Raw genomic sequence first — 13,776 nt, forward strand, 5'->3', positions numbered from 1 at the left:
GGTGCAATGTTAATTAAATGGGATTATGAATGTACGATGGTAACCCGTATAATAGAGACAGAAAATTGAGAAATATCTTATTTATCCTCGTGCTTCAATAAGAATAGATGACGTCGACTTGCCGATATCCAACACGTAATCATGAGATATATCCCACAGCGTTAACATCGATTTTTTAGGGGGATGTTTATCCCGAAGTATGGTTAATCTCACTGAAATATTGTCACCTGTTTTTTATACCTATTTCCCTATCACTGAAAGGAAACAGAACTATGCAAGGACGCGATTACATTCCCTGCGATATCGCAGAGTACCATCTGCTTGACGTTGCTGAATTACCCCCGAAGGACAAAAATAGGGCGTTATGCGACATGCGTTCCTTCCTTCGTGAAGGGCGTTATGGTGAGCTTGATAAACAACTGGAAAGTGCACTTACCGCATCATTCCTTAGCCGTGATGCCGAGCAGCGTTATTATCGTGGCTGGATGGATATGGAAAATACCCCCGATTTACATAGCATCATTTCAATGGGGCCGGAAGGTTTGGCACAGATCAAAGCCTGGCAACACGACTGCCCTGAATCGAACCATGCCTGGTTGGCTGAAACGTTGTACTGGCATCATTGTGCCTGGCTGTATCGCAGCTATGGCTGGGCGAAGAATACCACTACCGCGATGTGGGTGTGTGCAGCCGCCTGTAATGAAATGATGGTGCTGGCAGCCCTGCAAACGTTAACACTGGAGCCACGCCAGTGGATGGCCGCTGCGCTGATTATCCCGGCAATTACCGCGTTTGGCGTTCCGGACTGGCTGGCTGTCATTATTGCCAATGAGAAGGCGGATTCGTTGCCGGTTCTGGGCGAATTACGTGACTATCAACAGTGCTATCCTGAAGAGATGACAGCCCTGATGAGTTATTCAGGGCTTAATGCGTATGCTCAGATATCGGCTCCCGATGCGTTACCTCCAGGTTTACTGCGCAATCAAACGGGGAGGGGGCTTACTGGCCCGCATTATTGGCTGTTTGCCAGTTTGCATATCCATCCAACCCAATTCTATGTCTTCACCGATTACATCCCGTTCCAAATGCCTCGTTGGCGTGGTTTACCGCAGGAAATGCTGGACTTAATTGTTTCATCGGCTTGTGATCATTTAAGTGTTCAGGAAAAAGACCATTTACGCCATCTGATCTGGTGGGATGATTTTCGTGATGATCTCGGCCATAAAGTCGCCGATCTGGCTGAACGTGAGCGGCAGTTTACCGAGGTGAAACGCGAAGCTGAACAGGCGTTGAATGCAGATGATCGCGCTCAGGCACTACGCTGGCTGGCCGCGAGTTACTACGCGATGGAAGATGAGCCATCCGCCTGGCACTATTTACAGCAAGCTGTCGCACTAGAGCCTAGTCTTGGCGGGTATTTACATCATGCCGCGTTATGGCTTGCTGAAAAGTTTGCCCCTGAATCACGCTGGAGGCATAACCAGATTTGCCATAATGCGCAGCTTATGCACTCTCCCCAGGCAATGGTTTTGCAGGGCTACTGTTTGTTGACCGGGCTGTTTGGGTTTACACAAAACGAGGCGTTAGGTCGTGAATGGCTTGATTATGCTTTGCAGCACGATCCGAAAGATGCCTGGGATCAAACAGGCTTCATCCTAAATGAACTGAATTACCCTGACGATGCTATGCGTCTGTTCACTCTTGGGGCCGAATATGGTGCGTGTGGCACGGCGTCAAGTCTGGGTAGCTTTTATCTGTATGCGCCATCGGAGACACGAGACATACCACGCGCAATAAGCTATTACCGTCAGGTTGTTGAGCAAAACAGTGCACTTTTAAGCCAAAAAGTCATCGCCAAATATCCGCTAATCGATAACACCGATCCATTCTCGTATGAAGATGAACTAAAAAGAGCCTATTACTCACTGGCGCGCTGTTACCAACTGCTTTCATACGAGGAAACTGATGCGGTAAAAACCGCCGAACTTGAGGGGCAATTGGTTGCATCATTAAAAGCATCGGTTGACTGGGGAAACGACGTTGCTTTACCCGAGTTGTTAGCCCTGCTTTCAGAACTTCATACCTTGAGTGTGGCTCATCAGTATCTTGACTTTCTACTGGAGCATGGCAACAAAGGCAGCATATTGGCGATGACTTCACTGGCAAAAATTTACTTCAATCGAAAAGATAAACATATTTATAACTATAAGCTTAGCGCTCGCTGGATGTATTTCGCACTGGCGTTGGCACCTGATGATGAAAAAGTTAATGAAGTCTTTTTTTCCTGCCATGCCCGTAACCGTTGGGTTACTCACCGTTATGTTTGGTCGACATCACGCATTGCCGCACATGAAATTCCAGGTCAGAAGAGTCCAATATCCTAACCTTAATCATTATGAATCACAGGGTTCGGACCGGGTGTTTTTAATACGCAATCGGCCCATAAAATCGGTGTGTTCTGTGTGGACATCCACTCTAGTGAATGCTGATCCAATCGCGAAATGCGACTTATGTAAAACATATTTTCATTAAAATTGAAATGATGTTCACAAAATGCTATGTTCAGCGCAGTCATGTCAAACTATCACATTCAATGGGCTGATGCTCATTGACGAAGAGGAGATAACAAAATGAAAATCGCACTGATGATGGAAAACAGTCAGGCAGGTAAAAACGCGATAATCCTTAAAGAGCTGAATGCTGTTGCCTCGGAAAAAGCGTATCCGGTATTCAACGTTGGGATGAGCGATGAGCAAGATCATCACCTGACCTATATTCATCTGGGCATCATGGCCAGCATTTTATTGAATGCTAAAGCGGTTGATTTTGTGGTGACCGGATGTGGTACAGGGCAGGGTGCAATGATGTCATTAAATATACATCCAGGCGTTGTATGTGGTTATTGCATCGATCCAGCAGATGCTTTCCTGTTTGCTCAGATTAACAATGGGAATGCGTTGTCACTGCCGTTTGCTAAAGGCTTTGGCTGGGGCGCGGAGCTTAACGTACGCTATATCTTTGAGAAAGCGTTCACTGGTGTGAAGGGCGAAGGCTATCCACTTGATCGTAAAGAGCCACAGGTACGTAATGCCGGTATCTTGAATCAAGTGAAAGCGGCGGTCGTGAAAGAAAACTATCTGGATACACTGCGTGCTATCGACCCTGAATTGGTGAAAACCGCCGTTAGCGGTGCACGTTTCCAGCAGTGTTTCTTTGAAAACTGCCAGGACAAAGAGATTGAAGCGTTCGTGAAACAAATACTCGCGTAACGATAGAACCGAATAAAAGGTTTCTTATTGAACTGCACCCCAATTATTGGAGAACACCCTGATATTTGGTAGTGCAGTTTTTTTATGCTGTGTAACATTTAATGCACAGCTAAAATTTAATGCACGGCGAACGTATTACTCGCGGCGGCCTGTTGCGGTAAAAAGTACGACCATGCCTACACGGTTAACTGCAACATCATGGAACTGGAACGACAGCATGGCATGGAGCCCATCTTCTGTATCGTCTTTGTTAGAAAAAATACCTTTTGAGTTATACACCTTCATCAATTTCTTCCCAAGACGATTATGCCCTGCATCATTGCCTAATATCGTCGCGCCATAAAGTGTGCCCCCCGTTTTTAACCCCTTAGCGGTATTGGCTATCACTTGAACTTTATCCTTTAGCGTACCAGGGAGGCAATGCAGCAGATAGAACATTGAAATTGAGTCAAAATAGCCCTGGTATTGGGCTGGGAACGGTTCAAAAACATCATGCTGGATGCATTCCTTGATCCGTGTTGACCCAATGCGATTACGGGCAACAGCAAGGCTGTTGGTATTGATATCCATCAGAGAGATATGAGTAGTTTCAGGCAGATGTGTCAGATAAAAACCAGTCCCTACGCCTATGTCCAAATGTTCATTACCGGCATATTCAGTGAAATGAGGTACCAAAACGTCGTGAGTAGGGCATTTCCAAGCAAAGCGATTGGAAATTTTCAATACCCACCAGTCATATAACTTCAGTGTAAATGGAGTATATATTTGGGAACCTATTTTGGTTGATTTGCTCATAATAATATTCCGTTACTATTTCGTTACGGTGCTTATTAAATCAACCTATGGGGTAGAGATCAAATAGAAAAACCACATAACCATATGGATTACATGGGAAATGGCTACAGCACCACGTCAATTGAAGACGACGTTTTTTGCACATATGACAAAACTAAAATAACCGCATTAGCGATATTTTCCGGCGCTATCGTTCTAATTTTCGCATCAGACTGATGGGACAGTGTTTCAACCTGACAGGGCGATATATTACAGATGTGAATTGATTTTTTGCGTAATTCTTCTCGGATGCTGTGGATAAAGCCATTAAGCCCCCATTTAGATGCTGCGTAGCACGCGCCTTCAGGCAAACTGGAGAAGCCAGCAATTGAGGATATATTCACGATTATTGGGCAGGCACTGGTCTTAATATAAGGTAATACAAGATGTGTAAGATAAATAGTGGCGAGAAGGTTGGTACTGATGGTATCGGTAATTCTACTATAGGTCATCTCTTCGAGAGCAGAAAAATTAAAGACGCCGGCACAATTGATCAATACATCCACCCCCCCCATTTGCTGAACAGCATACTCCACTAATTCACGACAGGCTTTTTCGTTGGTAAGATCGCCATACCAAAAATAAGCTCTTTTGGACTTATCATCGCTAAGATATCTGTCTTGCAATTTTTGGGAACGTTTACAAGCAAGAACAAGATTTATACCTGATTTATACAGTGCATCAGTAATAGCAGAACCAATTAATCCTGATGCACCAGTGAGTATTATTTTCAAATTACAGGACATACTTCCTCAATTCATTTTTTGACTATTAGATAAAAGCCGGGTGTGAGAAGGCTACCACTCCCGGCTTGAGTCACTAAGTTATATGAAGATTATTGGAACAAATCATTCCAATATCTACTTCTGGGTCACGTCCAGTATTTTAAATGCTTCAATCAAGGATGATGACATCCAAACCCTAGCACACGGCCAGCTTCTTGGCCTGATAATGTTCTAGGCACTGCGCCCGCCAGAGCCGTATTTTTGCCAAAGGTTACGAGTTTGATGCTTTTTACTTTAGCCGAATTATTTTTAGTCATAATATGACTCCTATTTTATTGAGATAAAGTAATCCGCTAACTATATTATTAGCGGGGTTTTGGACTCATGCATAGCATGCTTCCAATACTGTGAGAAATCTTATTTCTGATATAGAGGCTTTGGTCTTTAAATGCTTGTTCATTAATGCTCTTTATATCACTTACATTACCTTTTTTTTGGGCGTGCTTAAGTAAAGCTTCATAAGCGATTAATCGTATCTCTTCTCGATGGTTACAAAGAGACACTTTGTGAACCAACTGACGGCTTTTTTCATTTTCAAGACTCAGTAGGCCGTTATATAATACATTTTGAAAAGCGTAGCGCTCATATCTTCCCTTTTTAATTCTTGCCTCTATCTTTCCTTCCAAGGCATCTGAATCTATCTGAAATTCGTATTGATGCTTTGATTTTATTGGTCGCACTATTAAATTGAGCGATACTGATAATTCATCAGGCGGATATTGAGTATGAACATCCTTACTACGAAAATAAAACATAACTGTATTCGGGGAAAGAATCTTATCTCCATAACAATTAAGTTCTACAAATTCGTTATTTACACCAGTAACTTTATCGTAATCATAGTCATAGAGCCGAGTTCTATATCCACCACCAAAGAAATTCACTGTCCAAAAGTCAAAATTATGATCATGTGCTTCTTCGTAGGAATAAGGTGTCCGATCTAATTCTCCCTGCAATGGGAGCCACATAACAAGACGAATAGTTATGCGTTCATTACTGTAAAGAATAAAACTCGGTGCCTGTATGTCATTCTCCAGCTGGAATTGATAAGGGTTCTCCAACTCGGTAATAATCTTCGAAAAAATTTCATCTTTATTAGCCGCGTAGGCTGAAAGCCATGAACCTACCTCAAGGATCTCGCTTTCCACATAAATCCCTTTTGCCACATGGGAAATTATTGATGAGTGACTCAAAAGCTCTAATAAATCTTGTAATGTCAGTGGTTTCTTCACTGGCGTAATATTATTTAGGAGCATTGCTAGCTTCTCCTTGCGCCATGTTCATTTCGGCAAGTGCACGCCTGACATAATGACTTTTCTCTAGTGCGAGCACATCGCTTAATACGGTATTATCAGTACGTAACATAGCTACCCAAGACAGGGCGCGAACTTCATCAGCTTTATGATTGTGTGCGATATTTTCGATGGCTTTTTTTGATCTCATATTCCCATGAGTTGATAGCGCTGAAAAAATTGAGCGCTGGGAAGTTATTTTTTCAATACTGTTAAAGTGAGGTTTTCCCCAACATAAATTACGGTCTTCATCTGTAGATTCAATATCGAAAACAGTTTGTCGGGCAGAAATATCTGCTTTATTAATAAGTAAATTTAATGAAACCGAAAGTGACTCGGGTTCGTATTGTATATGCACATCTTTATTAGCAAAATAATAGATGACTTCATTTTCTCGCAGAGACATTTCCCCTTTATAACTGAGTTGGGTAAGTCCATCAGTACGTTGAATGGGCTCATTGTAATCAAATTCGTACAGTGACGTGCGATAACCTGGGCCGAAAAAGCCTACTGTCATCAGGTCAAAAGCATGGTCATGTGCGATCTTGTAAGAAAAGGGAATAGCGCTGGCCTGATGTCCGGGAGGGATCCACAGCATTAGCCGGATTGTATACAACGGTGTTGTATAAAGAACAAACCCTTGCACTTGTCCGTAATTTTGTGATTGAAAGTGGTCTGTTTTCTCTAACTCTTCAATGATGATAGAGAGGATATGCGCCTTATTGGCCGCTAATGCACGCAACTGAGTGGCAGCACAACTCATTACTTCGGATGAGTAGATTGAATTTCTAAGCTTTTCAACAGTTCCACTTGTTTCAAGAAATGACACAAATTCATTCAGTGTTATGAGTGTATTTTCTTTCGCGTCCACTTTGACAGCCATAATATTTACACCTCTGACTCTTCTGATTTATTTATTGCAAGGCTCTGTTCTGCAGCCTCAATTATTTGAGCATCAGAGTCATTCTTCACCAAATAGTCGAGTAACTCTAGAGTAGATTGAGGATCAATAAGTGAGAGGCTCTCGACCGCTTCCCAACGAACAAAGTTTGCATATGTAGACTTTGCCAGTTTTTCCAAAACAAGCACAGCTTGAGTCGCGTTCATGGCACCGAGCATTCTCACGTACATCTGTATCCTTGATGCCTGGAGGCTTGTACAAATAGATTCAATAGGTTCGAGTGAGTTCTTGTCATAGACCCATGACAACCAACCTTTGGGCTCGGAGTGAGCGATAAGGATAAAAGTGTCCTGTGCGGCTTCAGTATCAAAATCGAGAATGTATTTATAGGCTTCAAAGCCATAGACTTTACCCGGCATTAATACGGTATCTTCGAGCCTTATCAGTGCCGATGGCCTTTGAGAGAGATCTTCGCAAACTTGGCACTGGTATAAAGGAATACTGACTGGCGTATTCATGGGGTTGATCACCAGAATATCAAATTCGTTTGCATACAAAGTCGTTGACGGACTTCTACCAATAAGCCGCATAAGTAGATGAAAATTATGTTGCCTACTCAAGTAAACATGATCTTCTGATAGCAATTGATAATTTGAAGTAATGTCTTTTCTTTCCAGTAGATCATTTAATATTTCAATAATATCATCTTTTTTCAGGCTTTCCAGAATAGGCAAAATATCAAAAAACTGCGCATTCTCTTTTTCTAATATTTCAGAGGCCTTTTCCTTAAGCACGGACAGGCTGCGAATGCTTTCTTCAGAGTTTGGAGATGCTGCAATAGCTTCCGTATGTTTTATTCTATTGATAGAATCAGGACTAGTAACTTTCGACATGATTTTCTCCTTAGCATAAATACATTGTTTCTGAGAAACTTAACGTATCTGCTACTCATAATATACTCAGATTATTTGTCTTCTAACAGAACCCCTTTGGCGTTGTGATGACATACGTATTATGACTTTACTCTGGGAAGCTTGACATGACACTTTATTATACATTTTGGTTTTTAGAGTCAATATTAAAGCGGTTATTTTTTTATAGCTATCGTAAAAATATTGCTAATTTGTTAAGGGAATATTCATTTATGCATTAAATTGTGATATTTATTTTAATATTATGAATATTACAGGCGTCGTTGAATGAATCAAGCATCGGAGTTTGAGCGAGAACGTATTCTGGAATGGCCGAATGATGGTAGCGTTGCCGCAATGGTTGCAGATGTTAGGTTTGCTATATGACCCCATTCAGGGATAACTGTTGCGCTTCTCTGGTACGCAGGGAGGACGAGTTAAAGTGGTAGCAGAGAAAGCGGAATTTCCCGTGCTACCTATTTTGGCTTAAAGAAGGTCCCAATATTATCGTCTAAAAAAAGCGGATGAGTTAAAAATACAATTTCCTCATATTTATAAATACTAGCGTGCACTGAGTAATAAGTGACTCAAAACTCGTCATTATCGAAATCAAGAGGATTATTTTCATCACACTGAATATCCGTCTTTCATCATTTCAATATGAACAAAAAAATAGCAGTGAGAGCCAGTAGAACTGAAATGAATTTTCTAACATTATTTTTTTCGGAAATAAAAGAAAAAATCTGAATGCCAATTAGCACACACAAAATAAAAAAGGAAACTACATTGCGATTACTGGAGTTGTTTTGTATTGAACCTACCGTTATCGATGGATCCATGTCATACATCCATGAATATTTATCGACAGAGAAAAATAACAAAAAAGCCAGTCCAATGAAATAAATTAGCAACAAAGGGTTCCTGATTTTATTGCTCATATTATCCCCAAATAAGTTTATTAAATCGTTGCCAATGGTTAACAATAAACTTACCGTAGCTAGTATTTCTTTTTATTTCTTCTAGCGTTGGTATAATACCTCTGTTATAGCGAGCTCCAATGATTTTAATATCGTCCATCCTTAATTTTGATGGTAAGTTGTCATAATCTGCTAATTGTCTGAGATGTTTGGCAACCAAGTCTATGTTATAAATATCTTTCTCAATACAATTAGCTAGTGCCCTCAATTGCGACGAATTCATTTTTATAGGGTCAAGGCCAATAGTTTTTGCCGCAGTGCGTAACTGTATACTAACAAATCCAAACGAGGTTTTTTCTGGTGGGCTGGTAATAGTTAAATTTTTGTCTACATAATCTGGGCCACTCCAATCAAATGATCTAACTTCAAATGCGACTCTATCAATGAAATTCGGATCACCTCCAACCTCTATCCAGCAAACTCCAGCAAGTAATTCTACTGGCAATCGATACGTTTCAGCAGCGATACGTATCGAAGTTTTGTTGTGAATAACCCAAGCATCCTTAAATCGTTGAATATAATTTTTTCCACCACCAAACTTATTTGGAATAACCTTCCACATGAATATATCTAACATTCCCCACGTGGGTGATTTATTTGAAATGTTACATTTTAAAAAACTACGTCCATTGATTTGTAAAGCCTCCATTTTATAAAAAATAAACACTATGATTCATAGCAGAGCAGGAGCAGAATAATAGTAATGCTTTTTAACTTTCTCTGGCTATTTCTGCTGAAATTATCACCATGTGATTGTTGTAATATAAAAATATTTTCATGGTTTAGCAAATAAAGCTACAGACTACCCCTTAATTATAGACTATTCCTTAATGTAGGTTTTAGCCCCGCAGGCTCTTAAGTTCCAATAAATTCATTATTATCTTGTTTATGAAATTAATCTATAAAGTTTTATCTTTTAGGATAAATGCCCGATATGCTCAAAATAATTGGCGTTGTAGGAAGGCGGCAACGAAGTAAGTCCCCAGGCGCTTACATAAATAAGTACCTGGGGTTGTTGAGCGTAGCCAACACACATGCAGCTTGAAGTATGACGAGTATATAAGCAGTAGTGGAGCCGCCGACGACCCCACTAATTTTTTATTACTGAAGATTTTTATCTTTCAGGAATTTTGATACCTGATCGGCGATTTCAACGTTATTCAGATCAGAGAAAGGGAAGTGAGTATTGCCTTTTATACCAATTTCCGGCAAATGGATTACTGTCACGTCTCCGCCATGTTTATTCACCACATCCCGCCATTGACGCGCAACAGCCAGCCGGGCACGCCAACTATCCTGTGCAGGCAAGGCCGTTGGTTTGTCAGGGATATTGTCGCCGTAGATAATCAGGACAGGGATTTTAGTTAGTGCCATAAACTTCTCCAGAGGCACCGATTCCCCTTTTACGGTATCAAAAGCATTCTTTGTTGGGGGAGGGACGTCGCCTTCCGGAAAGACAAAGCTGCTGCCAGGTTCAAACGCGACTATCCCTTTTACATTGGCGTTCTTCATCGCGGTAAACCAGCCTGGGCCGCCACCCTGAGAGTGTGTAAACAAAATAGCCGGGCCAGATTTATCCACTACGGCCGACATGGCATCTGAAATCACATCGATATCAAAGGGCCCGGTGTTAGGGGTCATCTGACGGTAATACTGATTTAATGTCTCTTTATCATGGGAGAACTGTACGCCATCAAAGAAATTGGGCCATATACCCAGACGGAACTGGTTAAACCATAATTGCTCATCAGCAAGTGGTTTGACAGTTCCTTCCACCATACTGCGTCCGGCATTACCCCGACGCGGTTGATCGACCAGATAGGTCGAAAAGCCACGGCGCAAGAAGATGTTCTGAAAACCCTCGCGGCCATCCGGTGTGCTTTCCCATGTCCGGGAAGACTGCCCGGCACCGTGCAACATCACAATGGGATATTTGTGTGGGTTCTCAGGGATCTGGTAAAACACAGAGGCGTGATCACCATGATATGTCTGACCTGTTGGGTCCAATGGTTTTTTCGGTTCGAACTGCCCTGGTGTCGTAATGACGGTCCCACCGGCGGCAAAACTTCCTTGAGACTGGATAATCAAGGGTTTTATTGGTTCAGCAAACGCAGATTGAGAGATTAATCCACCAACCAACATACAAGTGGTGAGTGTTTTCAGTAAGGCTTTCAAGGTCTTTTCCTTATGTGATAGCGGACAACTGAATCATAGCGAGATTTTCACGAGTGACCATGCTGTTAAAATGAATGCGTTCACAGGCAGAACTCATGAACGGATATCTAATATCAATAAAATGTTTGAGCTCAATGTATTTCGCTAAACTGCCATTCATGAACATCTCTGTGCCATTCTGTTTCAAAGAGAATGCAAAAGTGGCATTTTATTATTGTGGATACTGGCCGTCTGTGACTTTTTCCATCCACGTGACAGTGTTACCGTCCAGTGATTCTGAAACAGCAATATGCACCATTGACTCTTTTGCGGATGCGCCATGCCAGTGTTTGACACCCGGTGGGATCCACACGACATCTCCGGTTTTGATTTGCTGAGCTGCGCCCTCCCATTCTTGTACCCAGCCGGTACCAGAAGAAACAATAAGTGTCTGTCCAAGAGGATGCGTGTGCCATGCTGTTCGTGCTCCGGCTTCAAATGAGACGGTACCGCCGGAAATTCGGGCTGGGGCGGTACCTTTAAACCGTGAATCAACTTTTGCTGTACCGGTAAAAAATTCCGGTGCACCAATAGTCGTAGGTTGTGAACCCGCAGAGCTGACGGTCACTGCCGCTTGCGCAGCAGCAATCGCATGCGTACCGGGCAGTAAAAGGGCAGCCAGAGTGATCAGGAAAATTTTCATATCGATTCAATCCTTTAACGTGAGATATTCTAATTAATCCATTGAAGATAAAAACTATTTCCCTTCTTTAAATACCTCTTGTGCAATGGATATCGCCGTTACTGCCGTTGGCCATCCAGAATAGAAGGCGAGTTGGGTAATGGTCTCAACCAACTCTTCTTCAGTGACACCGTTCTGGCGAGCCAGACGCAGATGAGAACGCAATTGGTCAGGGCGATCCATCGCCACCAGAGCACTGACCGTCACCAGGCTCCTGTCACGTTTTGAGAGTTGCGGCCGTTCCCAGATATCGGCATACAGGACATCGTCAGTAAGTTGCGCCATCTTGGGGGCGATATCCCCCATCAATTGTTGCGCCCGAGACGGTTGCTTTGTGTTATTTTTCGCCGCATCCTGCGCGTGAGCAACGCTGGCCATTGAGCCGGTAAATGTAAGAGCAGTACAAAGCAGATACTGTTGAATCTTCTTTTTCATCATCCATTTCCTTTGTTATCGGCACGATTAAAGAGGGGGAATTATGTCGGTGACGATAATGTGATTTTACCGGATGCTTCATGTCACCAGGCTGACGGTTGCCTGACATGTTTGTCAGAATTGCGATGATTGATCAGTAGCGTAAACAAGAAAAAGGAAGAGGAAGGGAGGGAGAGCCTCCTCTTCTTCAAAACCTGTATGCAAAAATACACTGTCATAGACTTTAACCTAGCTCAGCCAGGCCAGACTTCACATAACGACTCATTTCTTTTTCAATGGACTCACTGTTTATTATTAGGGGCGGTTATTACGAGGGTCAGTTATTGCAAGGGTCAGACCAAAGGTATTAATCCCATTCTGGCTACTGGCAAACACATCTCCACGATGCATTATCGCCACCGCCCTGACGATGGAGAGCCCGAGTCCATGGTGTGTGTCACTGCGTACACGGGAAGAATCAGCACGATAAAAGCGCTCAAACAAACGGTTTAGATGTTCCGCCGCAATGGGATCTCCAATGTTGGCTACCGCGATGGATGCCAGATTATTTTCTCTGGAGATCGTCACTTTCACGGTAGTACCAGTAACAGCATGGCGGGCGCTGTTTTCTAGCAGATTCGCCAGTGAGCGGTGGAAAAGCCGCCGATCAATGCGTGCGGTGATATCCCCCTCAACATGAATAGACAAATTTTTTTCGGCAAATGAAGGCTCTACATACTCCGTGGTCTTATAGGTCTCTTCCCGAAGAGACACATTGGTTAACTGGGTTGCGTGCTCTCCAGCTTGAGCATGGGAGAGGAACAGCATATCGTTAACGATAGAGGTCATTCTCTCGAGTTCTTCTAGGTTAGACTCCAGTAAATCTTCGAGCTCATATGTTTCACGTTTGCGTGACAGACCAAGTTGCGTTTGCCCCATCAGATTGGTCAACGGGGTTCTCAGTTCATGTGCGACATCAGCATTAAAACTTTCAAGTTGCCGCCAGGCGATTTCCTGTCGTTCGAGTACGCCGTTGAATGCGACGGCCAGTTTTTGCAGTTCATCTGGCAGAGTTAAGGTATCCAGACGCTGCCCTTGATTTCCTGGCGCAAGGTGCTGGGCCTGTTCGCTGAGTTTATTAACAGGGCGCATACCTATTCTGGCAATCACGAACCCTAGCAGTGCCACGAATAAGACGCCAATCGCGGTAATGACGATCAGCGTGCGGGTAAATTCATTCAGAGTACCCATATACGGCGTGGAATCGATAGCGACCACATAGCGCAGAGCGGGGCGCTCACCTTGGGCAGGAATTTCCGACATCAGTAGAAATAGAGAGCATGACTCGTCTGTCGCACCGGGCACTTTGCTGAATCCTTTGCTCAACGAAGCCCAGGTTACACCACGAGGTGCCGGGCCGCCTACCTGAAGCTGGGTGTAATGGTCTAATCATTCCGGACACTTTGTTAGAGATATAATGAGCAACACTAACGAGGT

12 protein-coding genes and 1 pseudogene are annotated in these 13,776 nt (G+C 43.0%); 2 read left to right on the forward strand and 11 right to left on the reverse strand.

The features are described from left to right. Window positions 1–272 precede the first annotated feature (272 nt). The gene (locus AC971_RS12705; RefSeq protein ID WP_025383731.1) at window positions 273–2,384 is read left to right on the forward strand and encodes a DUF4034 domain-containing protein; all 2,112 of its coding nucleotides are present in this window, start codon (window positions 273–275) and stop codon (window positions 2,382–2,384) included. 246 nt (window positions 2,385–2,630) lie between these two features. Continuing rightward, window positions 2,631–3,269 (forward strand): RpiB/LacA/LacB family sugar-phosphate isomerase, encoded by a 639-nt coding sequence (locus AC971_RS12710; protein ID WP_002211263.1) that lies wholly within the window; start codon window positions 2,631–2,633, stop codon window positions 3,267–3,269. Between the two features lie 135 nt (window positions 3,270–3,404). Here AC971_RS12710 and AC971_RS12715 read toward each other — a convergent pair whose 3' ends face one another. The 11 genes and pseudogenes from AC971_RS12715 to AC971_RS12765 all read right to left on the reverse strand — a co-directional run. Continuing rightward, the gene (locus AC971_RS12715) at window positions 3,405–4,064 is read right to left on the reverse strand and encodes a class I SAM-dependent methyltransferase (protein WP_025383732.1); all 660 of its coding nucleotides are present in this window, start codon (window positions 4,062–4,064) and stop codon (window positions 3,405–3,407) included. Window positions 4,065–4,168: 104 nt separating this feature from the next. Next, a complete protein-coding gene (locus AC971_RS12720; protein WP_025383733.1) occupies window positions 4,169–4,849 on the reverse strand; it encodes an SDR family oxidoreductase in 681 nt (226 codons plus the stop codon). A gap of 152 nt (window positions 4,850–5,001) precedes the next feature. Continuing rightward, on the reverse strand, window positions 5,002–5,145 hold the full coding sequence (locus AC971_RS24705) for a hypothetical protein (protein ID WP_167330754.1): 144 nt from the start codon (window positions 5,143–5,145) through the stop codon (window positions 5,002–5,004). A 48-nt stretch (window positions 5,146–5,193) separates the two neighbouring features. Next, complete coding sequence (locus AC971_RS12725; protein WP_025383734.1) at window positions 5,194–6,144, reverse strand: hypothetical protein; 951 nt, start codon at window positions 6,142–6,144, stop codon at window positions 5,194–5,196. Continuing rightward, complete coding sequence (locus tag AC971_RS12730) at window positions 6,131–7,063, reverse strand: hypothetical protein (protein ID WP_025383735.1); 933 nt, start codon at window positions 7,061–7,063, stop codon at window positions 6,131–6,133. The genes AC971_RS12725 and AC971_RS12730 overlap by 14 nt, the downstream gene beginning before the upstream one ends. Window positions 7,064–7,068: 5 nt before the next feature. Beyond that, window positions 7,069–7,974 carry a HEAT repeat domain-containing protein gene (locus tag AC971_RS12735; protein ID WP_025383736.1) on the reverse strand — a complete coding sequence of 302 codons (906 nt, stop codon included), beginning with the start codon at window positions 7,972–7,974 and terminating at the stop codon, window positions 7,069–7,071. A gap of 957 nt (window positions 7,975–8,931) precedes the next feature. Continuing rightward, window positions 8,932–9,618, reverse strand: coding sequence for a hypothetical protein (locus AC971_RS12745; protein ID WP_048677662.1), 687 nt, complete (start codon window positions 9,616–9,618; stop codon window positions 8,932–8,934). A 452-nt stretch (window positions 9,619–10,070) separates the two neighbouring features. Continuing rightward, window positions 10,071–11,144 carry an alpha/beta hydrolase gene (locus tag AC971_RS12750; RefSeq protein WP_025383739.1) on the reverse strand — a complete coding sequence of 358 codons (1,074 nt, stop codon included), beginning with the start codon at window positions 11,142–11,144 and terminating at the stop codon, window positions 10,071–10,073. 211 nt (window positions 11,145–11,355) lie between these two features. Then, window positions 11,356–11,826 carry a (R)-mandelonitrile lyase gene (locus AC971_RS12755; protein ID WP_025383740.1) on the reverse strand — a complete coding sequence of 157 codons (471 nt, stop codon included), beginning with the start codon at window positions 11,824–11,826 and terminating at the stop codon, window positions 11,356–11,358. 54 nt (window positions 11,827–11,880) lie between these two features. Continuing rightward, on the reverse strand, window positions 11,881–12,303 hold the full coding sequence (locus AC971_RS12760) for a carboxymuconolactone decarboxylase family protein (RefSeq protein ID WP_025383741.1): 423 nt from the start codon (window positions 12,301–12,303) through the stop codon (window positions 11,881–11,883). A gap of 291 nt (window positions 12,304–12,594) precedes the next feature. Next, window positions 12,595–13,713, reverse strand: a pseudogene (locus AC971_RS12765) (heavy metal sensor histidine kinase); the annotation flags it as partial. Window positions 13,714–13,776: the final 63 nt, after the last annotated feature.

The organism is Yersinia similis, assembly GCF_001053095.1.
In the GTDB taxonomy this organism is placed as follows: Bacteria; Pseudomonadota; Gammaproteobacteria; order Enterobacterales; family Enterobacteriaceae; genus Yersinia; species Yersinia similis.